The organism is Nocardioides sp. P5_E3, from assembly GCF_054049275.1.
Genome location: NZ_JBFUMR010000018.1, coordinates 37347 through 59821, shown reverse-complemented (window position 1 = coordinate 59821; position 22475 = coordinate 37347). Strand labels below are relative to the sequence as shown.

Sequence of the window (22475 nt, the reverse complement as noted above, 5' to 3'; positions counted from 1 at the left end):
GGCGGGTCGTCGGGCGGAGGAATCTTCCGGCATGCCGCAACCGCGGCGCCCCACCTCATCGAACAGGAGTCACGACCGTGACGACCCAGCACTCTCCCGCACCCGCCCGCTCGGACGTCGCCACCGTGGCCCCTGGCACCGCGGCGAGCCCGACCCGCCCCTTCCTGCTGCACGGCAGGATGCTGACCGCCGGCGCCGTGGCCTGGTCGGCCTCGATCCTGGCCGTGGGCCAGGACCCGGGCGGCACGACCGGCCTGGTGGTCTTCGGACTCGGCTCGGGCCTGTTCCAGGTCGGCCTGCTCTTCCTGCTCCGCACGCTCTGGCGGACCCAGGCGCTCGGCGAGGGACGCTTCGCCCGGGGCGTGCTCCGGTTCGAGGCGTTCGCGGTCAGCATGGCCATGGCCTCGACGTTCGTCGATGCCGTCGGCCTCTCCGACCTCAGCCAGCCGGCCTGGCTCGCGCTCGACCTCTTCTGGCCGCTGTCGATGCTCGGCATGTTCCTCATCGGCATCCGCATCGCTGTCGCCGGCCGCTGGACGGGCCTGACCCGCTACTGGCCCGTCGTCGCCGAGAGCTGGGCCGTCGTGACCATCCCCGCGATGGGCATCTTCGGGGAGACGGCAGGCAAGTACGTCGGCGCGCTGCACCTGCTCGTCGGCTACGCCGTCCTCGGCGTGCTGGTCAGCCGCAAGCGCGGCTGACTGCCCCTCGGTCGTTCCCGGCCTGCTGCGTCATACGAACCCGCACCCATGGGTGCGGGTTCGTATGACGTCCGGGTCCGGAGATGGCCGCTCAGTCGAGCGCCAGCCCGGCCGCGGGCGTGACCCCGGCGGCACGACGGGCCGGCAGGACGCACGCGGCCAGGCCGGCGAGGGCGGCGACCGCGGCCACGGCCCCGACCTGCCACACCGGGACGGTGAACGCGGCGTCCTCGACGACGGCGGTCACCATCACCTGCACCCCGACCCAGGCGAAGACCAGCCCGATGGCGGTGCCCAGCATCGTCGCGACCGACGACAGGAGCAGTCCCTCCACCGCCATGGCCCGCCCGAGCTGGCGGCGGGTGAGCCCCATCGCGCGGAGCAGGGCGTTCTCCCGGCCACGCTCGAGCACGGACAGCCCGAGGGTGTTCGCGATGCCGACGAGCGCGATCACGATGGCGACGGCCAGCAGGCCGACGACCGACCCGGTCAGGATGTCGACCTGGAGGTAGACCCAGCTCCGGTTGCCGTGGCCGCCGTCGAGGTCGGCGCCGGCCGCCCCGGCCAGTGCCGCGAGGTCGCCGGACAGGTCCTCGGCATCCGCGCCGTCGCTCGCCCTGGCCCACACGGCCATCGGCTGCGGGTCGGGGTCGAGGCTCGCCAGCGTGGCGGCCGAGACCAGGCCGGACCGGCCCCACCCACTGGCGGTCTCGACGTCCAGGGTGTGCTCGCGGCCGTCGACCGTGAGCGTCACCTCGCCGTCGTCCCACACCCGCTCGGCGGTCCTCGCCGGCAGGTCCTCGACGACCTCGTACGGCAGCAGCAGCACGCCGTCCTCCGGTGCGAGGTCGGCCCCGCCACGTACGACGCCGGGAGCCCGGCCCGCCCCGAGGAGCGCGACGTCGACCCGGCCGATGGTCGCCGTGGTGCCGTCCAGCCCGACCGCCTCGGCGACACCGGGGGTGTCGGCCACCCGGTCGACGAGGGCGGCGTCCAGGGGCGCCTCGGCGGCCGTGATGGTGGCGTCGAGCGGGTAGGACCGGTCCATGTCCTTGTCGATCGCGGTCCGCGAGGACGCCAGCCCGGTGAGGATGGCCGTGGTCAGCGTGACCCCGACGAGGAGCGACGCCGCGGTGGTCGCCGTACGACGCGGGTTGCGCACGGCGTTGCCGGTGGCCAGCCGCCGGACGGGGCCGGCCCCCGGGAGCCCGCCGACCAGGCGGATCAGCCGCGGCACCAGCACCGGTCCCAGGAGCAGCACGCCGACGAAGGAGGCGATGCCGCCGGCGAGCATCGCGGGCACCGAGCTCGCGGCGACCGCCAGGACGAGCAGCGCAGCCCCTGCCGAGACGCCCAGCGCGGCGAGCGCCAGGCGCCAGCGACCGGAAGCCGAGCGGACGTCCACGCCGGTGTCGGGACGGAGCGCGGCCAGCGGCGCGACCCTGGTCGCCGAGCGCGTCGGCAGCCAGGCGGCGGCGAGCGTGACCAGCGTGCCGACGGCGAACGCCGCGCCGGTCCACACGGGGTCGAGCGCGGCCGGTCCCATGTCGGTGAACCAGCGCCGGACGAGCGCGACGAGCCCTGCTCCGGCGAGGGCGCCGACGGCGACGCCGAGGGCGGCGGCCACCACCCCGAGCGCGAGGGCCTCGAGGCGGATCGCGCGGCGCAGCTGGCGGCGGGTGACACCCACGCAGCGCAGCAGCGCGAAGTCGCGCATCCGCTGGGCGAAGAGGATGGAGAACGTGTTGGTGATGACCAGCACGCCCACGAAGAGGGCGATGACGACGAAGAGCAGCGCCATGATCGCGATGACGTCCACGCCGCGGGAGATCTCCGCCTGGCGCGCCGCCACCCAGTCGTCGGCCGTCTCGACGGTCGCGCTCCGGGCGACCCCGGTGGCCTGCGCCTCGGTGCCGCCCCACGCCACGGCGTCGACCCACAGGGTGTCCTCGAAGCGCCGCAGGTCGTCCCACGGCACGTAGAGCCCGGCTCCCATGGCCGCCGGGCTGTCCACGAGCCCGACCACCTCGACGTCGGTGGCCGCCGGCCCGCTCCCGATGCGGACGACGTCGCCGAGGGCGACGTCGTTGGACTTCGCTCGGTTGACGTCGGCCAGGGCCTCGCCCGCCGCGGACGGGAAGCGGCCGTCCTCGAGGGCCTGCCACTGCAGGCGCGGGTCGAGGGAGACCTCCGAGACGTCCACCGACTGCGCGAGCTGCACGCCGTCGCGGCTGACCGGCTCCATGGCGTAGCCCAGCGTGAGGGCGGGGAAGCCGCCCTCGGCGGCCGCGTCGACGAGGCGCTGGGCGTCGCGGGGTGCGTCCGGGCTGACGACCAGGTCCACGCCGCTGACGGGTGCCCCGGCGTCGGCGGTCAGTCCGGACCGGGTGGCCCCGGTGAGCATGCCGATCACGACGATGAAGGCGACGCCGATGACGACGGCCACCGACGCGGCGACGTACCTCCGGGTGTGGTGGCGCATCGACGCCACGAGCACGGTGCGCATCAGGCGGCTCGCCCGCGCAGTGCGGCGACGAGCTGGTCCTGGCCGGGGTCGGTGAGGTGGGCCGTGACGGCACCGTCGTGGATCACGACCACGTCGTCGGCGTACGCCGCCGCGTCGAGCTCGTGGGTCACCATGACGACGGTCATCCCGAGCTCGCGGACCGAGCGGCGCAGGTGGCCGAGCACCTCGGCGCTGGCCTCGCTGTCGAGGTTGCCGGTGGGCTCGTCGGCGAACACGATGTCGGGCTGGGTGACCAGCGCACGGGCGATCGCGACGCGCTGCTGCTGGCCGCCGGAGAGCTGGCTCGGCAGGTGGCCGAGCCGGTCGGCGAGGCCGAGCACGCCGACGACCTGGTCGTAGCGCTCCCGGTCGACCGGACGGCCCGCGAGCTCGAGCGGGAGGACGATGTTCTGGCCGGCGGTGAGCATCGGCAGCAGGTTGAAGGCCTGGAAGACGAAGCCGATGTGCTCGCGGCGGAAGATCGTCAGCGCGGTGTCGTCGAGGCCGGCGAGGTCGCGGCCGGCGACGGTGACCGAGCCGGAGGTGGCGGCGTCGAGCCCGGCCAGGCAGTGCATCAGGGTGGACTTGCCGGAGCCGCTCGGGCCCATGATCGCGGTGAAGCGCCCCGCGGGGAGGTCGAGGTCCACGCCGCGCAGGGCGTGGACGACGTTGTCGCCGGAGCCGTAGGTGCGGGTGAGGCCGCGGGCGGAGGCGGCGGTGGCTGTCGTGGATCCGAGTGTCGTGGTCATGGGGACAACGCTCGTCGTCGGCAGCCTCCCGATCGTCAGCCCCCGGCACGGACCTGGCGTCGGTCCGCGGTCGCACGCCTGCTGGTCGTCGTACGACCGGGGGAGGACGTCGGGTCGGTGGACTTGTCGGCCGAACTTCCCGCTTTGGTGCCGGGATTTCGGCCGACAAGCGGGAACTTCCCCGGATATCCGGGGATCGCACCTCCCCGCGGTCAGGCGGTGACGAGGCCCGTCTCGTAGCCGAGCACGACGAGCTGGACGCGGTCGCGGGAGCCGGTCTTGGCCAGCACCCGCCCGACGTGGGTCTTCACGGTCGTCTCGGCGACGACGAGGTGCTGCGCGATCTCGGTGTTGGTCAGGCCGCGGGCGATGAGGGTGAGCACCTCGACCTCGCGCTCGGTCAGCGGCGCGAGCCGGTCGTCGTTCGCCGTCGGCTCGCCGGGGTCGGGCAGCGCGGCGAAGTGGTCGAGCAGCCGTCGGGTGGTGCTGGGCGCGACGACGGCGTCGCCGGCCATCACCGCCCGGATCGCGCCGAGCAGGTCGGGCGGGGCGGCGTCCTTGAGGAGGAACGCCGAGGCGCCCGCGCGGATCGCGGCGAAGGCGTACTCGTCGAGGTCGAAGGTCGTCAGCACGATCACCCGGGGCGACCGGTCCTGCTCGAGGAGCCGCCGCGTCGCCTCGACGCCGTCGACGCGCGGCATCCGCACGTCCATCAGCACGACGTCGGCGCTCGTGACCGCGAGCCGCTCGAGCGCCTCACCGCCGTCGCCGGCCTCCCCGACGACCTCCATGTCGTCCTGGCTGTCGACGAGCATCCGGAAGCCGGCGCGCACCATCTGCTGGTCGTCGACGAGGAAGACCCGGATCGGTCCGGCGTGGTCCCCGGCTGCGTCCGTCTCGCTCACAGCGGCAGCCTCGCAGACACCGCGAACCCGCCACCCGGCGCGGGTCCGGCCTCCAGGGTCCCGCCGTGGACGGCCGCGCGCTCCTGCATCCCGACCAGTCCGAGCCCGCGACCTTCGGTGCGGGCGGCCGCGCCCCGCCCGTCGTCGCGCACGTCGATGGCGACGCCCCGGTGGACGGCGACGCGCAGGTCCACCGTGGCGTCCGGCCCGGCGTGCTTGCGCACGTTGGTGAGGGCCTCCTGCACGATCCGGTAGGCCGCCAGCCCGACGCCGTCGGGCACGGCCGGTGCGGGATCCGGGAGGTCGGCCGCGACCCGCATGCCGGCGGCACGGGCCTCGTCGACGAGGTGGCGTACGTCGTCCAGGCCGGGCTGCGGGGCCACCCCGGTGTCGCCCTCGCGGAGCAGCCCCAGCAGTCGCCGCATCTCGGTCAGCGCCTCGCGGCCGGTGGCGGAGATCGTCTCGAGGGTGCCCACGGCGACGTCGGGGTCCTTGGCGGCGGCGTACCTCGCGCCGTCGGCCTGGACGACGATCACCGACAACCCGTGGGCGACCACGTCGTGCATCTCGCGGGCGATCCGCGAGCGCTCGTCACGCGCGGCCAGCTCCACCTCCCGCTCGGCCATCCGCTCGGCCTGCTCGGCGCGGGCGACCAGCGAGGCGACGTACCTCTCGCGGGACTGGGCCGCCCAGCCGAGCGCCCACGCGGCGGTGACGACCGCGCCGATCGTGACGGTGTAGGGCGCGAGGTTGCTCGCGGAGAGGTCGCCGGCACCGAAGCCGAAGAGCCAGCGGGTGGCGGCGACCAGCGCACCGGCGTACCCGATGAGCAGTGCCGTCACGCCCTGCCAGCGCGGCGACCAGCGGGCGACGGAGTAGACCGCGACCGGGAAGGCGAGCTGCCCGATGGTGGGTTGGTCGAAGGCCGCCGCCTGGAGGGCGGACGCCGCCGCTACCGCGAGGAAGACCGGCCACGGGTGGTGCCGACGCCACAGCAGGGGCAGCACCTCGGCGACGGTGAAGAGGGTCGCGACCGGCTGGTCGGCCAGGGCGTGGCCCAGGCCGCCCACGACGAGGACGAACGCGACGATGAGCCGGTCGAGCCAGCGTCGCCCGCGCGGCCCCAGGCGCCACGGGTGCTGGTCCCGTTGATCGCGCATGGTGCAGACGTTAGACGCCGCACCGCGCCGGCGGCGTCAGACCACGGGAGGACGCTGCGTCGCGCCGATCGGGCCCGAGTAGGGTGCGATCCATGACCCAGTGGGAATACCAGGTGGCGCCGATTCCGCTCCACAACGAGGCCCTGATGCTCAACAACTTCGGCCAGGACGGCTGGGAGCTGGTGGCCATCCACACCAACGCGCAGGGCGGCCTCGTGGCGTTCCTCAAGCGCTCGAAGGCGGCCTGACATGGGTGCCGAGGCTCGCCTCGCCGAGCTGGGCATCACCGTCCCCGACGTCGTCCCGCCGGTCGCGGCCTACCAGCCGGCCGCGCGCACCGGCAACCTCGTCTTCACCGCCGGCCAGCTGCCCGCCCGCGACGGCGAGATGCTCGCGATCGGCAAGCTCGGCGCCGACGTCAGCGACGAGCAGGGCTACGAGTGCGCGCGCCAGTGCGCCCTCAACGCGCTCGCCGCGGTCAAGGCCGAGATCGGCTCGCTCGACGACGTGAAGCGCGTGGTCAAGGTGGTCGTGTTCGTCGCCTCGACGCCCGACTTCACCGGCCAGCCCAAGGTCGCCAACGGTGCGTCCGAGCTGCTCGGCGAGGTCTTCGGCGACGCCGGCAAGCACGCCCGCTCGGCCGTCGGCGTCTCCGTGCTCCCGCTCGACGTGCCCGTCGAGGTCGAGATCATCGTCGAGGTCTGAGTGGAGCGGTTGCCGCTTCCCGAGGCGCTCGTCGCCCAGGCGCGGTCGTACGCCGAGGGCGGCGCGACGCCCGCCGAGCCGCGCGACGCCGCGACCGTGGTGCTGCTGCGCCCCGGCGCCGCGGGCCCCGACCTCTACCTGCTGCGCCGCCAGACGTCGATGGCCTTCGCCGGCGGCATGTGCGTCTTCCCGGGCGGCGGGGTCGATCCGCGCGACTTCGACGACGAGCTGGTCGACCGCGGGCTCTGGGCCGGCCCGTCGCCTGCCGAGTGGGCCTCGCGGCTGGGCTGCGAGGAGCCGAAGGCCCGCGCGCTGGTGTGTGCCGCCGTGCGGGAGACCTTCGAGGAGTCCGGCGTGCTGCTGGCCGGCGCTGGTCCCGACTCCGTCGTGGCCGACACCACCGGTGACGACTGGGAGGCCGACCGGGTCGCGCTGGAGTCGCGCGAGGTCTCGCTGACCGCCTTCCTGGAGAAGCGCTCGCTCGTGCTCCGCACCGACCTCCTCGGCGTCTGGTCGGGCTGGCTCACCCCGGTCTTCGAGCCGCGGCGCTACCGCACCTGGTTCTTCGTGGCCCGGCTGCCCGAGGGGCAGGTGACCCGCGACGTGTCGAGCGAGTCGTCGTCGGTCATGTGGGCCGGCGCCATGGACGCGGTCGAGCAGGTCGAGCGGCAGGAGATGCTGATGATGCCCCCGACGTGGCTCACGTGCCTCGACGTCGCGCAGCACGCCGATCCCGACGCCGTGCTGGCCGAGGCGCGGACCCGCCGGGTCGAGATGTACACGCCCGAGGTGGTCCCCGCCGGCGAGGGGTTCATCCTCTCCACCCCGCCCTTCTACGCGGCCCTGATGGCCTCGCGATGACCGACCCGGCGACCGGTCAGGGCTGGACCGGCGGGAGCTTCGGCGACACCGGCACCTGCGTGCTCGCCCCCAACGCCGACGTGATGACCCTCGACGGCACCAACACGTGGGTGCTCCGCGACCCCGACTCGTCGCGTTCGGTCGTCGTCGACCCCGGCCCGTCGATCGGCGCGCACCTCGACGCGATCGACGCGGCCGCCGGTGATGTCGCCGTGGTGCTGCTGACCCACCACCACGCCGACCACAGCGAGGCAGCCCGGGAGTACGCCGAGCGGCACGGGTGCGGCGTACGCGCCCTTGACCCGGCCTACCGGCTCGGCTCCGAGGGCCTCGGCGAGGGCGACGTGGTGGCCGTCGGCGGGCTGGAGGTGCACGTGGTCGCGACCCCCGGCCACACGTCGGACTCGCTGTCCTTCGTCGTGCCGCAGGACCGGGCCGTCCTGACCGGCGACACGGTGCTGGGTCGCGGCACGACCGTCGTCGCGCACCCCGACGGCCAGCTCGGGGCCTACCTCTCCTCGCTCCAGCGGCTCCACGCGCTCTGCGGGGAGCAGGGGATCACCACGGTGTGGCCCGGCCACGGCCCGGTCATCGACGACGCGCTCGGCGCCCTCGACTTCTACCTCGCCCACCGCCAGCAGCGGCTCGAGCAGGTGCGCTCCGCCCTGCGCGACCTGCACGCGGTCGAGCGGGAGGGCGGGACGTTCCCGCACGAGACCCTGCCCCGCGCGATCGTCGAGGTCGTCTACGCCGACGTCGACCCGGTGCTGTGGGGCGCTGCCGAGCTGTCGGTGCGCGCCCAGCTGGCGTACCTCACTGAGGACTGAAAGCCTCTTGCGCGCTCGCTCCGCGCGCGCTGAAGTGGTCGCATGGCAAACCCTCACCAGGCTGTCGTGGTCCTCTCCCGCGCGATCGACCAGGCCGGCGACGTGCTCGCCTCGATCCACCCCGACGAGTGGGACAGGCCGACCCCGTGCGGCGACTGGTCCGTGCGCCAGCTCGCCGCGCACCTCGCGGTCGCTCCCGAGCACTTCCTCCAGCAGGCTCGCGGCGAGGAGGTCGACTGGGTCTCCGAGCCGGAGGTGGCCGACGGCCTCTGGGCCGGCCACTTCCGCAGCCACGGGGACGACCTCCTGCACCACTGGCACGACCAGCCCGACGACCAGGCGGCGCAGGCCGACTGGCAGAGCGCCGAGCTCGGTGTGCACACGTGGGACCTCGTGCAGGCCCTGGGTCGTTCGCAGCGCCTCGACGACGAGGTCGCCGAGCGCGGGCTGGCCTTCATGCAGCAGGGGCTGACCGCCGACAACCGCGGCGAGGCCTTCGGGCCAGAGGTCGACGTCCCCGACGACGCCCCGGCCTACGACCGGCTGGCGGCGTTCGCCGGTCGCGACCCGCGCGCCTGACCCGTCGTACGGACCGAACGACGCCGTCCGTCGACGGTCCCCGCCTGCCGCCGCTCCGGCCACGTGCGTTGGGTCCGTACGACGTCTACAGCAGGCGCCGCCAGAGCCACCGGATCGCGAGCAGCACACCGATGGCCGCTGCCACCCCGAGGCCGATCATCCACGAGACGTCGCGCTCGGCCGGCGCCGGGAAGTCGTGGGTCAGCTCCTGCGACGAGGTGCCGTCGAGGTCGGGGACGAGGTCGACGGCGAGGCTGAGGGTGGTGGCGGGCCCGGCCTCCACCACCCCGACCGAGCGGCGCCAGGTGCTGGTGTCGTCCACCTCCGGCGTCGTCACCACCAGCTCGCCACTGTCGGCGCCGTCGCCGCCGCGGGCCTCCTGCACGAAGAGGACCTGCAGTCGCTCGTCCATCCAGCCGAGCGGCCGCACGACGGCGGAGTCGAAGGTCCCGTCCGGGAACGGGTGCGTGAGCACCGCGCCGTCGGAGAGGCGCAGGGTGGAGGAGGCGTCGGACGGGCCCGAGCGCAGGGCGACGAAGCGGGCGTCGGGGGAGTAGAGGCCAGGGCCGACGCCGGTCGCCCTGGTGATGAGCTCCGGCTCACCCACGGCCAACCGGTAGAGCCCTCCGTTCGCACGACCGAGGACGACGTCCGCGGCGTTGCCGATCGCCAGGCTCGTGACGTTGCCCTCGACGCGCTTCCTCAGGTCCAGGTCCGCCCCGGGCACCGGCAGGCGTCCGACGTAGGCGCCGCCGTCGGCGTCGCCCAGCCAGCCCAGCCACTCCGAGTCGGGCGACCACGTGAGCTCACGAAGGGCGAGGTCGCCCGCCGGGTGCACCTCGTCGCTCCGCTGCTTCCCAGTCGTCAGCTCCAGCACGCCGATGGTGGCGCCACCGTCGCCGGTCTGCTGCCACGCGAGGTTCATCCCGTCCGGCGAGAGGGCCAACGCCTGGCCGTCCTCGCTCCAGCCCGGGAGGTCGAGCCGGTGCGCCACCCCGTCGGCCGCCGTGACCACCACGGGGACCCGCTGCGAGGGCGAGATGAAGGCCGCCGCCCCGCGCCCGACCGCGAGGTCGGTCGTGGGCTCGAGGTCGGCCGGGATGTCCTCGATCCGGCTCGGGATCGCGCCGCCCTCGATCACCTCGCTCGACGCCGTACGTGCCTCGCGGTCCGGCTGGAGGGCGAGCGCACCGGCGCCTGCCGCGACGGCGACGACGGCGACCGCGGCCATCCCGGCGGCGACTCGCGCACGGCGACGGGCGCGCCGCCCGCGGTCCCACGCGGACGGGTCGGGGGAGAAGGTCTGGGTGCGGGCGAGGGCGTCGAGCTCCTCGCGCAGGTCGGTGCTCATAGGTCTGCTCCCACCAGGTCGGCGAGCTCGGGGGCCAGGACGCGCAGGCGTTGGAGGGCCTGGCGCGACATGGACTTGACCGCGCCGCTGGAGATGCCCAGCTCGGCGGCCGTCCGGACCTCGGTGAGGTCCTCGAAGTAGCGCAGCACCAGCACGGTCCGCTGGCGCGGGGTGAGCCGGCGCAGGGCCTGCTCGAGGGTGAGCCGTACGGTCGGGTCGGTCGCCGGCACCGGGGCGTCGTACGACTGCAGCGGCGTCTCGGAGAGCTTGCGGCGCCGCCACCAGGAGATGTTCTGGTGGTACATCGTGCGGCGCACGTAGGCCTCGGGCGAGGTCTCGATGCGTTCCCAGTGCCTGGCCGCCTGCACGAGCGCGGCCTGCACCAGGTCCTCGGCGAGGTGGTGGTCGCCCGTGAGGAGGTACGCCGTCCGCGCGAGGGCAGGGCCACGCGCGTGGACGAACTCGTCGAACCCGGATCGATCGGTCATCTGCCACCCCCTTCACGACGTCAGACGCACGGATGCGCCGCGGCGGGGGTCAGCCGACCGGGATCATTTCAGCGGGCGCGGCGGGAGAGGCGCTCGAGGTCCATGATCACCACGGAGCGGGGCTCCAGGCGTAGCCAGCCGCGCGAGGCGAAGTCGGCGAGCGCCTTGTTGACCGTCTCGCGGGAGGCGCCGACCAGCTGGGCGAGCTCCTCCTGGGTGAGGTCGTGGTGGACGTGGACGCCGTCGTCGGCGGTGCGGCCGAAGCGGTCGGCGAGGTCGAGCAGCGCCTTGGCGACGCGGCCGGGCACGTCGGAGAAGACGAGGTCGGCGACGACGTCGTTGGACTTGCGCAGCCGCGAGGCGAGCTGGGAGAGCAGACCGCGGGCGACCTGCGGGCGGCCGTCGAGCCAGCGGAGCAGGTCGTCGTGGGACAGCGAGCCGAAGGCGGCGTCGGTGACCGCGGTGACCGTCGCGGAGCGCGGGCCGGGGTCGAAGAGCGAGAGCTCGCCGAACATCTGGCCGGGGCCCATGATCGCGAGGAGGTTCTCGCGGCCGTCGGAGGACGACCGGCCGAGCTTCACCTTGCCCTCGGTGACGATGTAGAGCTTGTCGCCCGAGTCGCCCTCGTGGAAGAGGACGTCGCCACGACGGAGCTTGGTCTCGGCCATCGAACCGCCCAGCGCAGTCGCTGCCTCGTCGTCGAGCGAGCTGAACAGCGGTGCCTGCCGAAGCACGTCGTTGTCCACGTCAATCCTCCCGGTGGGGTGCGTCCCGACGGGTGCTGCTCGGGATCCGGGACGATCCTAGCCGTGGTCCGGCTCACAACGGACACTCCGTGGGGGTGAGCCGCCGTTTGCGCCGGCTTCGGTGGTGTCGGAGCCGGACCGTAGGCTGAGCGCGTGCCCGCCCCCGCCCGCAAGGTGACCCCGAAACCGAGCAAGCCCGCCAAGGCCGCCGCGGTCGAGGTCCCCAAGCCCGACACGTCGCTGGTGCGCCGGGCGCGCAAGATCGACCGGATCCTCGCGGACACCTACCCCGACGCCCGCGCCGAGCTCGACTTCACCAACGCGTTCGAGTGCCTGGTCGTCACCGTGATCTCCGCGCAGACCACCGACCGCCGGGTCAACGCCGCCAGCCCCGCGCTGTTCGCGGCCTACCCGACGCCCGAGGCGATGGCAGCGGCCCCGCGCGAGCACATGGAGCAGCTCCTCGGCCCGCTGGGCTTCTTCCGCCAGAAGACCGACGCGGTGCTCAAGCTCAGCCAGGCGCTCGTCGACACCTTCGGCGGCGAGGTGCCCTCGCGCCTCGAGGAGCTCGTCACCCTGCCCGGCGTCGGGCGCAAGACCGCCAACGTCGTGCTCGGCAACGCCTTCGACAAGCCCGGCATCACCGTCGACACCCACTTCGGCCGGCTCGCCCGGCGCTTCGGCTGGACCGAGGAGACCGACCCGGTCAAGGTCGAGCACGCCGTCGGCGCCCTCTTCCCCAAACGCGACTGGACGATGCTGTCGCACCACCTCATCTGGCACGGCCGCCGCCGCTGCCACGCCAAGAAGCCCGCGTGCGGGGCCTGCCCGGTCGCTCGGCTGTGCCCGTCGTTCGGCGCAGGCCCGACCGACCCGATCGAGGCGGAGAAGCTGGTCACGACGCAGGGACCTGCATGAGGAAGCTCCTCCTGGCGCTGGCGCTCGTCCTGTGCGTCGCCGCGGGCGCCTTCGCCTGGTCGTCGATGAGCGACGGCGGCCCCATCGCCGTACGCCCTCCCGACGTCGACGTCGACACCCCGGCGCTGCGCGAGACCAAGGCGCGCATCGGCATGGAGGACTGCACGCCCGGCACCGGTGAGCCGGTCGAGGGCGGGCTGCCCGACATGACCCTGCCCTGCCTCGGCGGCGGCCCCGACGTCGCGCTCTCCTCGCTCCGCGGTCCGATGCTGATCAACCTGTGGCAGGCGCGCTGCGAGCCCTGCCGGCTGGAGATGCCGGCGCTGGAGAAGTTCCACCAGCAGTACGGCGACCGGGTCCGGCTCGTCGGCATCGACTTCAACGACGTCCACCCCGACGGCGCGCTCGCGCTGGCCGAGGAGACCGGGGCGACCTACCCCTCGATCGCCGACCCCGGCGGAGACCTGATGGTCGAGGACGCCTTCGCGATCGCCCGCCGCGGGCTGCCGGCCTTCGTCTTCGTCGACGAGACGGGCAAGGTCGTCGGCCAGGACTCCGGCGGCGTGGAGTCGGTCGACGAGGTCCGCGAGCTGGTCGCCGAGCACCTCGGGATGGACCTGTGATCACCCCACGACGTTCTTCTCCGCCGCTGCGCTCCCCCGAACAACGCCGCGGGGACCCCGAGTGAACACCCCACTGCCGGGCTGGCTGACGCCCGTGGTCGAGGCCGCCGCCTCCATCACCGTCCACGAGCTGACCCGCTTCATGCCGCCCGAGGACAGCGACCCCCGACGCGGCGCCGTGCTCATGGTCTTCGCCGACCGCGACGCCGACCCGTCCGGCCCCGACGACCTCGCGCACCGCGGCGAGCTCCTGCTCACCGAGCGCAACCACTACATGCGATCCCACCCCGGCCAGGTGTCGTTCCCGGGCGGCTCGCTCGACGACGGGGAGACCCCGGTCGAGGCGGCGCTGCGCGAGGCCCACGAGGAGATCGGGCTCGTTCCGGCCGAGGTCGAGGTCTTCGGCGAGCTGCCCGAGCTGTGGCTGCCGCCCAGCAACTTCGCGGTGACGCCGATCCTGGGCTACTGGCGCGACCGGGGCGAGGTGCGCATCGAGAGCCCCGAGGAGGTCCACGAGATCCACCACGTCGCGATCGCCGACCTGCTCGACCCCGACAACCGCATCACCGTCCGCCACCCGAGCGGCTGGCTCGGTCCCGGCTTCCTCATCGGTCCCCGGCGCGACGTGATCCTGTGGGGCTTCACCGCCGGCATCATCGCCCGGTTGTTCAGCTATCTCGGATGGGCACAGGACTGGGACAGGGCGCGGGTGCGTGACCTGCCCGACCACATGCTGCAGGGTGTCCCCAGAGGCACCGACCTCGCCCCCAACACCCCCCAGAACACCCGGCTCGAGGAGTAGCTCGCGATGAACGTCCTCGACTGGTGCCTCCTGGCGCTCGTGGGGATCTATGCCCTCTCGGGCTACTGGCAGGGATTCATCACCGGCGCCAGCGCCACCGCCGGCCTCCTGCTCGGCGGCCTGGCCGGCATCTGGGTCGCGCCCCTCGCGCTGGGTGACGCCGCCCCGTCGCTGTGGGTCTCGCTCGGCGCGCTCTTCATCGTGATCATCTCCGCCTCGCTCGGGCAGGCGCTGTTCCAGTACGTCGGCGCACGGCTGCGTGACCGCATCACCTGGCAGCCGATCCGGGCCGTCGACGCCATCGGCGGCTCGGTCCTCAGCGCCGTCGCCGTCCTGCTCGTCGCGTGGGCGCTCGGCGTCGCGGTCTCCGGCACCCGCATCGGCGCGGTCACGCCCCTGGTCCGAGACTCGACGATCCTGGCCAAGGTCGACCAGACGCTGCCCGCCGACTCCGACAAGGTGCTGCAGACGTTCAACAACGTCGTCGGCACGACGTTCTTCCCGCGCTACCTCGAGCCGTTCGCGCCCGAGCGGATCGTCGCGGTCCGGCCCGGCGACCCGCGCATGCTGACCGATCCCGACGTGATCGCCGCCGAGGCCAGCGTGGTCAAGGTCCGCGGCACCAACGGCTGCGGCGGCGGCGTCGAGGGCACCGGCTTCTTCTACGCGCCCGGCCGCCTGATGACCAACGCCCACGTCGTCGCGGGCGTCACCCGGCCCGAGGTGGAGGTCGGCGGCACCTCGGTCACGGCGTCGGTCGTGCTCTACGACCCCGCCCTCGACATCGCCGTCCTGTCGCTGCCCGACACCGGATCGCTCCCGCTCGCCTTCGACACCGAGGTCCAGCCCCGCGACCCGGTCGCCGTGCTGGGCTACCCCGAGGACGGTCCCTACGACGTCGAGTCCGGCCGCGTCCGCTCCGAGCAGCGGCTTCGCTCACCCGACATCTACGGCGAGGGCACCGTCATCCGCCAGGTCTTCTCCCTGCGCGGACTGATCCGGCCGGGGAACTCCGGCGGCCCGATCGTGACGTCGGCCGGCGACGTGGCCGGCATGGTCTTCGCCGCGTCGGTCAGCGACCCCGACACCGGCTACGCGCTCACCGCGGACCAGGTGACCGAGTCGGCGGCCGACGGCGTCACCGCGACGTCCCCGGTCGACACCGGCACCTGCGTGCGCTGAGCGTCGTACGCCGCGGCACGGGCGTGGGTCAGGGACGACCCTTGAGCGCCTGCGGGATCTGCCGGCCCTGCTCGATCGCGCGCTCGGGAGCCTTGACCTTCTTGACCTGCCTGAGGCCGATGTACGCGAGCAGTGCGGCGATCAGGACGTAGACGAAGAAGACGACGAGGAACGCCCAGTGCAGGTCGAGGCCCTCGCCGTTCCAGTTGAGGAAGTAGGCGAACGCGACCGACAGCATGATGATCGCGAGCAGGGCAATGAACGCCGCGCCAGCGAAGAGGCCGATCCCGACACCACCGTGCTTGACGCTGACCTTGAGCTCGCTCTTGGCGAGCTGGATCTCCTTGGAGACGAGCGAGGAGATGTCGCGCTGCGCGTCCATGACGAGCTTGCCGAGCGTCGGATCGGTGTCCTTGACCGGTTCGTTTGCCATGTGGTGCTGTCCTTCGGTGTACGCCGGGGGCTGAGTGCTGCGACCCTACCAACGAGCCTGTCTACACTGGGGTCTCAGGTGAGCCGGGAAGTCTGGTCGGCCCGTGGCGAGTCTGTCCGCGGTGATGCTGCTTCGACCACCCCCGGAAGGACCACACCTCACGATGGCCACGCCTCCCGACCGCCCCCGCCTCGACGACCTCTGGAGGTCCGGGCCCGTCTACAGCGCCAGCGACAGGCCGCTGGCCCGGTTGGTCGCGCGGCCGGTGCGCGAGTTCCTGCGCGTCGAGGCGGCCGGCTCGATCCTCCTGCTGCTCGCGGCCGCTGCCGCCCTGATCTGGGCCAACAGCCCCTGGGCGTCGTCGTACGACGCGCTCTGGCACACCCACCTGACGCTCGACGTCGGTCCGCTGCACCTCGACGAGTCGCTCCAGCACTGGGTCAACGACGCCCTGATGGCGATCTTCTTCTTCGTCGTCGGCCTGGAGATCAAGTACGAGCTGGTCAACGGTGACCTGCGCGACCCGCGGACCGCGGCCCTGCCGATCGTCGCGGCGGTCGGCGGGATGGTGGTGCCGGCCGGCATCTACCTCGCGCTCAACCCGCCGGGCAGCGACGGCAGCGCCGGCTGGGGCATCCCGATGGCGACCGACATCGCCTTCGCGGTCGGGGTGCTGGGCGTGCTGGGGCGGCGGATCCCGTCGGCGGCGCGGCTGTTCCTGCTGACGCTCGCGATCGTCGACGACATCGGCGCGATCCTGGTGATCGCGGTGTTCTACACCAGCGACCTCTCGCTGACCTGGCTCGCGATCGCCGTCGGTCTCCTCGGCCTGATGGTCGTGGCCCGCATGCTGCGGATCTGGAGCCTCGTGGTCTACGCGGTCCTCGGCGTGGGTGTGTGGTTCGCCCTGCTCGAGTCCGGCGTGCACGCCACGCTCGCCGGCGTCGCGATCGGCCTGCTCGCCCCGGCGACCCCGCTGCTCAAGGAGGAGGTCGCGCGCGACTTCGCCGCGCGTGCCCTGGAGGACCGCAACCTCGACGCCGACGAGCTCGCTCGGTTGCGGTTCCTGCTCCAGGAGTCGGTGTCCGTGGTCGAACGGCTCATCAGCGCGCTGCACCCGGTGTCGGCGTACGTCGTGCTTCCGATCTTCGCGCTCGCCAACGCGGGCGTCGAGCTGGGCGCGATCGGCAAGGTCTTCACCGAACCGGTGGGCGTCGGCATCATCCTGGGGCTGGTCCTCGGCAAGCCGATCGGCATCTACGCCACGTCCTTCCTGGCCGTACGCCTCGGCATCGCGAAGCTGCCCGAGGGCACCTCCTGGCCGATGGTGCTCGGCCTCGGTGCGGTCGCCGGCATCGGCTTCACGGTCTCGATCTTCATCGCCGGGCTGTCGTTCCCCGGCGCCGACCTGCTGACGGAGGAGGCGAAGATCGCGATCCTGCTGGCCTCGCTCATCGCCGCGGTCGTCGGGGTCGCGTTGCTGCTCGCCGCGACGCGCGGCCGGGCGGCAGCCGACGTACCTGAGGACGCCCTGGACGGCTGAGGAGCCGGTACCCGTGCGCCACGTCCTCAGACATGGCCCGCTGCGCTGTACCTAGGGACGTCCTGGTAGGCCGGAAGGCCGAAACACCTACCAGAACGTCCCTAGATATCCGGGCGAAGGGGGAGGAGGGAGGACGTCAGTCCTCGGCGGGGGCGGAGGACTCCTTGGACTTGATCAGGTCCATCACGGTCGAGTCGGCGAGGGTGGTCACGTCGCCCACCTCGCGGTCCTCGGCGACGTCCTTGAGCAGGCGGCGCATGATCTTGCCGGAGCGGGTCTTGGGCAGCTCGGGCACGACCATGATCTGGCGCGGCTTGGCGATCGCCCCGATCTCCTTGGCGACGTGCTTGCGCAGCTCCTCGACGATGTCCTCGCCGCCGTCTCCGGCGGAGTCGCGCAGGATGACGAAGGCGCACACGGCCTGGCCGGTGGTCTCGTCCGCCGCCCCGACGACCGCCGCCTCGGCGACCTTCGGGTGCGACACGAGCGCCGATTCGATCTCGGTCGTCGACAGGCGGTGGCCCGACACGTTCATCACGTCGTCGACCCGGCCGAGGAGCCACACGTCGCCGTCCTCGTCGAGCTTGGCGCCGTCGCCGGCGAAGTAGAGCCCCGGCCAGCGCGACCAGTAGGTCTCCTTGAACCGCTCGTCGTCGCCCCAGAGCGTGCGGAGCATGGCCGGCCACGGCTCCTTGAGCACGAGGTAGCCGCCGTTGCCGTTGCCCACGGACGTGGCGTCGTCGTCGACCACGTCGGCCGAGATGCCGGGCAGCGCCTTCATCGCCGAGCCGGGCTTGCCGGCGGTGACGCCGGGCAGGGGGCTGATCATGATCTGGCCGGTCTCGGTCTGCCACCAGGTGTCGACGACGGGGCAGCGCTCGCCGCCGATGACCTCGCGGTACCAGACGTAGGCCTCCGGGTTGATCGGCTCACCGACGGACCCGAGCAGGCGCAGCGACGACATGTCGTAGCCGTCGGGGATCTCGCGGCCCTGCTTCATGAAGGTCCGGATCGCGGTCGGGGCGGTGTAGAAGATCGTCACCTTGTAGTCCTGCACGATCTGCCACCAGCGGCCCTTCTCGGGCGTGCCCTCGTACATCACCTGCGTCGCGCCGTTGGCGAGCGGTCCGTAGACCATGTAGGAGTGGCCGGTGACCCAGCCGACGTCGGCGGTGCACCAGTAGACGTCGGTCTCGGGCTTGAGGTCGAAGACCTCCCAGTGCGTGAACGACGTCCCGGTGAGGTAGCCGCCGGTGGTGTGCAGGATGCCCTTCGGCTTGCCGGTGGTGCCGGACGTGTACATGACGTAGAGCGGGTGCTCGGAGTCGTGCATCTCCGGCTCGTGGTCGGCCGACGCGTTGTCGACGGCCTCGTGCCACCACACGTCGCGCGAGTCGTCCCACGCGACGTCCTGGCCCGTCCGGCGTACGACGAGCACGCTGCGCACCAGGTCGCCGGTCTTCTCGACGGCCTCGTCGACGGCCGGCTTGAGCGCGCTCGCGGCTCCGCGGCGGTAGCCGCCGTCGGAGGTGATCACGACGTGGGCGTCGCAGTCGGTGATGCGCGAGGCGAGGGCGTCGGCGGAGAAGCCGCCGAACACGACGGTGTGCGGCGCGCCGAGGCGGGCGCAGGCGAGCATCGCGACGACGACCTCGGGGATCATCGGCATGTAGATCGCGACGCGGTCGCCCTTCTGCACGCCGAGCTCGGTCAGCGCGTTGGCGGCCCTGGACACCTCGTCCTTGAGCTGTGCGTAGGTGATGTCGCGGGTGTCGTCCTCCGGCTCGCCGACCCAGTGGAGCGCCACCTTGTCGCCGTTGCCGGCATCGACGTGGCGGTCGACGCAGTTGACGGAGGCGTTGATGGTGCCGCCGACGAACCACTTGGCGAAGGGCGGGTCGGTCCAGTCGAGGACCTGGTCCCACTTCCGGCCCCAGTCCAGCCGTTCGGCGGCGTCGGCCCAGAACGCCTCGCGGTCGGCGTCGGCGCGGGCGTACGCCTCCTCCTTGACGTTGGCGTCGGCGGCCATCTCGGCCGGGGGCTCGAAGCGCCGGTCCTCGTGCATCAGGTTCGACAGGGTCTGCTCGGACAAGGCTCTCTCCTCGGGCGGGGCAGGTGCTGGGCGGGTGCTGATCAGGGGGCGGGGAACGAAGGAGGTGACCCCCTCGCCGAACCTACTCCGGCTCGGCGAGGGGGTCACCGGTGCTGCTGGCCTCAGTGCTGGACGGCCTGTTCGGCGCCGGCGCCGGTGAGGGCGCGGACCTCGAGCTCGGTGTAGCGGTCCTCGGCGTCCGGCTCACGCTTGGAGATCGTGCCGATGTAGCCGAGCAGGAAGCCCAGCGGGATCGAGACGATGCCCGGGTTGTTGAGCGGGAAGACCGACCAGTCGGAGTCCGGGAACAGCGAGGTCGGGAGACCCGACACGACCGGCGAGAAGAACACCAGACCGACGGCCGACACGAGGCCGCCGTAGATGCTCCACACGGCGCCGCGGGTGTTGAAGCGTCGCCAGAACATGTTGAAGATGATCGCCGGCAGGTTGGCCGACGCCGCGACCGCGAACGCGAGCGCCACGAGGAACGCGATGTTGAGCCGCTGGGCCGGGATCGACAGCGCGATGGCGATCGCGCCGATGACGAACGCAGCGATCCGGGCGACCCGCACCTCGTCCTTCTCGGTGATGGGCTGGTCCTTCTTGATGACGCCCTTGTAGAGGTCGTGCGCCACCGAGGACGAGCTGGCCAGCGTGAGGCCGGCGACCACGGCGAGGATGGTCGCGAAGGCCACCGCCGCGATGAGCGCCAGCAGGACCGCGCCGCCCGTGGAGCCCTCGCCGCCGCCGACGGCTTCGGCAAGCAGCGGTGACGCGAGGTTCTGGTTGCCCCCCAGGAGCGGGTCCACCTGGTCGCGGTCGAGCAGGGCCGCGGCACCGAAGCCGAGGACGAGCGTCATCAGGTAGAAGGCGCCGATCAGGCCGATGGCCCACAGCACCGACTTCCGCGCGTCCTTCGCGGTCGGCACGGTGTAGAAGCGGATCAGGATGTGCGGCAGGCCGGCGGTGCCGAGCACCAGGGCGAGGCCGAGGGACAGGAAGTCGATCTTCGACGTCAGGCTCGCGCCGTACTGGAGACCGGGCTGCAGGAACGCCTCGCCCTTCCCGGAGTTCTCGGCGGCCGCGCCGAGGAGGGAGGAGAGGTTGAAGTTGAACTCGACCAGCACCAGCACCACGATCAGTGCGGAGCCGATCATCAGCAGCACGGCCTTGACGATCTGGACGTACGTCGTGCCCTTCATGCCGCCGACCACGACGTAGAAGATCATCAGCGCACCGACGCCGATGATGGTGATGTTCTGGACCGTCTGGCTGTCCACGCCGAGGAGCAGCGCGACGAGGGTGCCCGCGCCGACCATCTGGGCGAGCAGGTAGAAGATCGACACCACGACCGTCGAGACCGACGCCGCCGTGCGGACGGGGCGCTGGCTCATCCGGAACGCCAGCTGGTCGGCCATCGTGTAGCGACCCGCGTTGCGGAGCATCTCCGCCACGAGCAGCAGCGCGACGAGCCACGCGACGAGGAAGCCGATGGAGTAGAGGAAGCCGTCGTAGCCGTAGACCGCGATGGCGCCGGAGATGCCGAGGAACGACGCCGCCGACATGTAGTCGCCGCCGATGGCGAGACCGTTCTGGAAGCCGGAGAACGACCGTCCGCCGGAGTAGAAGTCGGCGGCCGTCTTGGTCTGGCGGCTCGCCCAGAAGGTGATGCCGATCGTCAGCGCGACGACCGACAGGAACAGGAACGTGGTCAGGACCTGGGTGTCCATCAGGCGTCGTCTCCCTTGCGGTACTCCGCGTCGAGCTGGCGGGCCAGCGGGTCGAGCTTGGCGTTGGAGAAGCGGGCGTACATCCAGGCGAGGCCGAACGTCGTCACGAACTGGAGGAGGCCGAAGATCAGCGCCACGTTGATGTGGCCCCAGACCTGAGTCGACATGAAGTCGCCCGCCCAGCTGGAGCAGACGACGTACAGCAGGTACCAGGCCAGGAACGCGACCGTCGCCGGGAACACGAAGCCGCGGTAGCGGCGCCGCAGCTCGGTGAACTCGGGTGTCGCATGCAGCCGGTCGTAGATGGGGTCGTGGCGCGCGGCTTGCTGTTGGTCGGTCACGGATCGGGTCCTTCCGAGCGCGGGGGGCGGCCACGGGTGTGACCGCCGTCACCGTGGCACCGGTCGCTCGGCCCGCGGGAGGGGTGCGCGTCGAGGCGTCGGTCGATGGGCGTCGTCCGTCGCCCAGCGGTCGGTGTCGTACGACGAGCGGTCGGCGCGTCGGTCGGGTCAGGCGCTGAGCTCGGCCCAGGCGACCTTGCCGCCGGCCGTGGAGTCACAGCCCGTGCGGCGCGAGAGGACCGAGACGATGGCCATGCCGCGGCCGTCCTGGTCGCCCGGCTGGGCGCGGTGGTAGCGGGGCCAGGCCCGGGATCCGTCCTCCACCGACACCCGCACGACGTCGCCGGTCCGCACCAGCGAGGTCCGGAACGGCGAGCTGGCGTGGGTGACGGCGTTGGTCGCGAGCTCGGACGTGATGAGGACGGCATCGCTGACGAGGTGGTCGAGCCCCCACCCGGCGAGCGCGTCACGCACGAAGCCGCGGACCGAGCCGACCGCCGCGGGGACGGGCAGGTACACGCTGGAACGGACGGCGTCCCCGTCCGCTGTGGTCCCGCCGGAGCCGGGGAGCAGCCCGGCCAGGCTGACGTGGTCGTGGAGCCCGCACATCAGGGCGACGTCGCCGAGCTCGGCCTCGGCGAGGACCGACCCGGGATAGGCGCACAGCAACCGGACCGGATGCCGGGCGATCACGCCGTTCCACAGCGACTCCAGCTCGAGGGCGGCCGCCACCTCGCCGCGCTCCCAGAGCATGGCGACCATCTCCCCGAACGCGCTCACCCCGGGTCCGCCGGTCGGCACCACGGAGGCGACGAAGGTGGCGAACAGGTCGGGGTCGGGGCGCCCGTCCACCAGGAAGCGAGCCATCGACTCGTCGGCGTCGAGCGTGGTCAGGGCGCCGTCCCGGCGCGCCCGATCGACGTCGACCGCGCGCGTGACGAGAAGGGCTTCCACCGCGTGGCGGTGCGCGGGGCGGCTGATGGTGACGACGGGGACGCCGTCGTCCAGCGACGTCGCCACGAAGTCGGCCACGCGTGCTACGAGCGAGGTCGCGTCCGCATAGGCCGCGACCTCGTGCTCTCGGTCGGTCATCGAGCAGAACCTCTCCCCAACACCGAGCCGAGCCCTCGGTCCCACGTCTGTACTTGTTCCCTCTGGGATTGTGCACCCTTCGACCGCGGGCGGGAAGGGACCAAAGGTCCTGTGCCCGACGTGCGTCGACCCGGGGGTGTG

23 protein-coding genes are annotated in these 22475 nt (G+C 72.6%); 11 read left to right on the top strand and 12 right to left on the bottom strand.

What is annotated here, in order from left to right:
* The first annotated feature begins 77 nt into the window (after nucleotides 1-77).
* Nucleotides 78-701: a hypothetical protein gene (locus ACXJKB_RS13065; protein ID WP_457188983.1), complete on the top strand. Its 624-nt coding sequence runs from the start codon at nucleotides 78-80 to the stop codon at nucleotides 699-701.
* A gap of 91 nt (nucleotides 702-792) precedes the next feature.
* Here the strand turns inward: ACXJKB_RS13065 and ACXJKB_RS13060 are convergent, their stop codons facing one another.
* From ACXJKB_RS13060 to ACXJKB_RS13045, 4 genes are all read right to left on the bottom strand, one after another.
* Nucleotides 793-3207, bottom strand: a complete 2415-nt coding sequence (locus ACXJKB_RS13060; protein WP_457188981.1) for an FtsX-like permease family protein — start codon at nucleotides 3205-3207, stop codon at nucleotides 793-795.
* Entirely contained in the window at nucleotides 3207-3956 is a 750-nt protein-coding gene (locus ACXJKB_RS13055; RefSeq protein WP_457188979.1) for an ABC transporter ATP-binding protein, read from the bottom strand. The genes ACXJKB_RS13060 and ACXJKB_RS13055 overlap by 1 nt, the downstream gene beginning before the upstream one ends.
* Before the next feature lie 212 nt (nucleotides 3957-4168).
* Complete coding sequence (locus ACXJKB_RS13050; RefSeq protein ID WP_457188977.1) at nucleotides 4169-4861, bottom strand: response regulator; 693 nt, start codon at nucleotides 4859-4861, stop codon at nucleotides 4169-4171.
* Nucleotides 4858-6021, bottom strand: coding sequence for a sensor histidine kinase (locus ACXJKB_RS13045; protein ID WP_457188975.1), 1164 nt, complete (start codon nucleotides 6019-6021; stop codon nucleotides 4858-4860). The genes ACXJKB_RS13050 and ACXJKB_RS13045 overlap by 4 nt, the downstream gene beginning before the upstream one ends.
* Before the next feature lie 92 nt (nucleotides 6022-6113).
* Between ACXJKB_RS13045 and ACXJKB_RS13040 the strand changes: the two genes are divergently transcribed.
* Genes ACXJKB_RS13040 through ACXJKB_RS13020 form a run of 5 tightly spaced genes read left to right on the top strand, consistent with a single transcriptional unit; the run spans nucleotide 6114 to nucleotide 8993 of the window.
* The gene (locus ACXJKB_RS13040) at nucleotides 6114-6269 is read left to right on the top strand and encodes a hypothetical protein (protein WP_457188974.1); all 156 of its coding nucleotides are present in this window, start codon (nucleotides 6114-6116) and stop codon (nucleotides 6267-6269) included.
* Nucleotide 6270: 1 nt separating this feature from the next.
* Complete coding sequence (locus ACXJKB_RS13035; RefSeq protein ID WP_457188972.1) at nucleotides 6271-6726, top strand: RidA family protein; 456 nt, start codon at nucleotides 6271-6273, stop codon at nucleotides 6724-6726.
* Complete coding sequence (locus tag ACXJKB_RS13030) at nucleotides 6727-7587, top strand: NUDIX hydrolase (protein ID WP_457188970.1); 861 nt, start codon at nucleotides 6727-6729, stop codon at nucleotides 7585-7587. It begins immediately after the preceding gene.
* Nucleotides 7584-8414 (top strand): MBL fold metallo-hydrolase, encoded by an 831-nt coding sequence (locus tag ACXJKB_RS13025; RefSeq protein ID WP_457188968.1) that lies wholly within the window; start codon nucleotides 7584-7586, stop codon nucleotides 8412-8414. Before ACXJKB_RS13030 ends, ACXJKB_RS13025 begins: the two co-directional genes overlap by 4 nt.
* 42 nt (nucleotides 8415-8456) lie before the next feature.
* Complete coding sequence (locus ACXJKB_RS13020; protein WP_457188966.1) at nucleotides 8457-8993, top strand: TIGR03086 family metal-binding protein; 537 nt, start codon at nucleotides 8457-8459, stop codon at nucleotides 8991-8993.
* Nucleotides 8994-9078: 85 nt separating this feature from the next.
* On the opposite strand, the gene ACXJKB_RS13015 is transcribed toward ACXJKB_RS13020, so the two are convergent.
* The 3 genes from ACXJKB_RS13015 to ACXJKB_RS13005 all read right to left on the bottom strand — a co-directional run bounded on the left by ACXJKB_RS13015 (nucleotide 9079) and on the right by ACXJKB_RS13005 (nucleotide 11578).
* Nucleotides 9079-10344 (bottom strand): hypothetical protein, encoded by a 1266-nt coding sequence (locus tag ACXJKB_RS13015; RefSeq protein WP_457188964.1) that lies wholly within the window; start codon nucleotides 10342-10344, stop codon nucleotides 9079-9081.
* On the bottom strand, nucleotides 10341-10832 hold the full coding sequence (locus ACXJKB_RS13010) for a SigE family RNA polymerase sigma factor (protein ID WP_457188962.1): 492 nt from the start codon (nucleotides 10830-10832) through the stop codon (nucleotides 10341-10343). The genes ACXJKB_RS13015 and ACXJKB_RS13010 overlap by 4 nt, the downstream gene beginning before the upstream one ends.
* A 68-nt stretch (nucleotides 10833-10900) precedes the next feature.
* On the bottom strand, nucleotides 10901-11578 hold the full coding sequence (locus ACXJKB_RS13005; RefSeq protein WP_378546742.1) for a Crp/Fnr family transcriptional regulator: 678 nt from the start codon (nucleotides 11576-11578) through the stop codon (nucleotides 10901-10903).
* A gap of 174 nt (nucleotides 11579-11752) precedes the next feature.
* On the opposite strand from ACXJKB_RS13005, the gene nth reads away from it, so the two are divergent.
* The 4 genes from nth (at nucleotide 11753) to ACXJKB_RS12985 (ending at nucleotide 15103) form a co-directional block, all read left to right on the top strand.
* Entirely contained in the window at nucleotides 11753-12496 is a 744-nt protein-coding gene (gene nth, locus ACXJKB_RS13000) for an endonuclease III (protein WP_457189042.1), read from the top strand.
* Entirely contained in the window at nucleotides 12493-13119 is a 627-nt protein-coding gene (locus tag ACXJKB_RS12995; RefSeq protein ID WP_457188960.1) for a TlpA family protein disulfide reductase, read from the top strand. Before nth ends, ACXJKB_RS12995 begins: the two co-directional genes overlap by 4 nt.
* 61 nt (nucleotides 13120-13180) lie before the next feature.
* Nucleotides 13181-13921, top strand: coding sequence for an NUDIX hydrolase (locus tag ACXJKB_RS12990; RefSeq protein ID WP_457188958.1), 741 nt, complete (start codon nucleotides 13181-13183; stop codon nucleotides 13919-13921).
* 6 nt (nucleotides 13922-13927) lie between these two features.
* Nucleotides 13928-15103, top strand: a complete 1176-nt coding sequence (locus tag ACXJKB_RS12985) for a MarP family serine protease (protein ID WP_457188956.1) — start codon at nucleotides 13928-13930, stop codon at nucleotides 15101-15103.
* A gap of 28 nt (nucleotides 15104-15131) precedes the next feature.
* Here the strand turns inward: ACXJKB_RS12985 and ACXJKB_RS12980 are convergent, their stop codons facing one another.
* Nucleotides 15132-15536 carry a phage holin family protein gene (locus ACXJKB_RS12980; protein WP_300048777.1) on the bottom strand — a complete coding sequence of 135 codons (405 nt, stop codon included), beginning with the start codon at nucleotides 15534-15536 and terminating at the stop codon, nucleotides 15132-15134.
* Between the two features lie 163 nt (nucleotides 15537-15699).
* Here ACXJKB_RS12980 and nhaA point away from each other — a divergent pair, with 163 nt between their 5' ends.
* Nucleotides 15700-17079 carry a Na+/H+ antiporter NhaA gene (nhaA, locus tag ACXJKB_RS12975; protein WP_457188954.1) on the top strand — a complete coding sequence of 460 codons (1380 nt, stop codon included), beginning with the start codon at nucleotides 15700-15702 and terminating at the stop codon, nucleotides 17077-17079.
* Between the two features lie 136 nt (nucleotides 17080-17215).
* Here nhaA and acs read toward each other — a convergent pair whose 3' ends face one another.
* The 4 genes from acs to ACXJKB_RS12955 all read right to left on the bottom strand — a co-directional run bounded on the left by acs (nucleotide 17216) and on the right by ACXJKB_RS12955 (nucleotide 22334).
* A complete protein-coding gene (gene acs / locus ACXJKB_RS12970; RefSeq protein WP_457189040.1) occupies nucleotides 17216-19144 on the bottom strand; it encodes an acetate--CoA ligase in 1929 nt (642 codons plus the stop codon).
* Between the two features lie 149 nt (nucleotides 19145-19293).
* Entirely contained in the window at nucleotides 19294-20901 is a 1608-nt protein-coding gene (locus ACXJKB_RS12965; protein ID WP_457188952.1) for a solute symporter family protein, read from the bottom strand.
* Entirely contained in the window at nucleotides 20901-21242 is a 342-nt protein-coding gene (locus tag ACXJKB_RS12960) for a DUF485 domain-containing protein (RefSeq protein WP_457188950.1), read from the bottom strand. The genes ACXJKB_RS12965 and ACXJKB_RS12960 overlap by 1 nt, the downstream gene beginning before the upstream one ends.
* 168 nt (nucleotides 21243-21410) lie before the next feature.
* On the bottom strand, nucleotides 21411-22334 hold the full coding sequence (locus tag ACXJKB_RS12955) for an MEDS domain-containing protein (RefSeq protein ID WP_457188948.1): 924 nt from the start codon (nucleotides 22332-22334) through the stop codon (nucleotides 21411-21413).
* Nucleotides 22335-22475: the final 141 nt, after the last annotated feature.

Coding starts and splice junctions, on each gene's coding strand:
- ACXJKB_RS13060 (WP_457188981.1), bottom strand. CDS start 3,207: ATGCGCACCGTGCTCGTGGCGTCGATGCGCCACCACACCCGGAGGTAC.
- ACXJKB_RS13055 (WP_457188979.1), bottom strand. CDS start 3,956: ATGACCACGACACTCGGATCCACGACAGCCACCGCCGCCTCCGCCCGC.
- ACXJKB_RS13045 (WP_457188975.1), bottom strand. CDS start 6,021: ATGCGCGATCAACGGGACCAGCACCCGTGGCGCCTGGGGCCGCGCGGG.
- ACXJKB_RS13040 (WP_457188974.1), top strand. CDS start 6,114: ATGACCCAGTGGGAATACCAGGTGGCGCCGATTCCGCTCCACAACGAG.
- ACXJKB_RS13035 (WP_457188972.1), top strand. CDS start 6,271: ATGGGTGCCGAGGCTCGCCTCGCCGAGCTGGGCATCACCGTCCCCGAC.
- ACXJKB_RS13025 (WP_457188968.1), top strand. CDS start 7,584: ATGACCGACCCGGCGACCGGTCAGGGCTGGACCGGCGGGAGCTTCGGC.
- ACXJKB_RS13020 (WP_457188966.1), top strand. CDS start 8,457: ATGGCAAACCCTCACCAGGCTGTCGTGGTCCTCTCCCGCGCGATCGAC.
- ACXJKB_RS13015 (WP_457188964.1), bottom strand. CDS start 10,344: ATGAGCACCGACCTGCGCGAGGAGCTCGACGCCCTCGCCCGCACCCAG.
- ACXJKB_RS13010 (WP_457188962.1), bottom strand. CDS start 10,832: ATGACCGATCGATCCGGGTTCGACGAGTTCGTCCACGCGCGTGGCCCT.
- ACXJKB_RS12995 (WP_457188960.1), top strand. CDS start 12,493: ATGAGGAAGCTCCTCCTGGCGCTGGCGCTCGTCCTGTGCGTCGCCGCG.
- ACXJKB_RS12985 (WP_457188956.1), top strand. CDS start 13,928: ATGAACGTCCTCGACTGGTGCCTCCTGGCGCTCGTGGGGATCTATGCC.
- ACXJKB_RS12980 (WP_300048777.1), bottom strand. CDS start 15,536: ATGGCAAACGAACCGGTCAAGGACACCGATCCGACGCTCGGCAAGCTC.
- nhaA (WP_457188954.1), top strand. CDS start 15,700: ATGGCCACGCCTCCCGACCGCCCCCGCCTCGACGACCTCTGGAGGTCC.
- acs (WP_457189040.1), bottom strand. CDS start 19,144: ATGCACGAGGACCGGCGCTTCGAGCCCCCGGCCGAGATGGCCGCCGAC.
- ACXJKB_RS12965 (WP_457188952.1), bottom strand. CDS start 20,901: ATGGACACCCAGGTCCTGACCACGTTCCTGTTCCTGTCGGTCGTCGCG.
- ACXJKB_RS12955 (WP_457188948.1), bottom strand. CDS start 22,334: ATGACCGACCGAGAGCACGAGGTCGCGGCCTATGCGGACGCGACCTCG.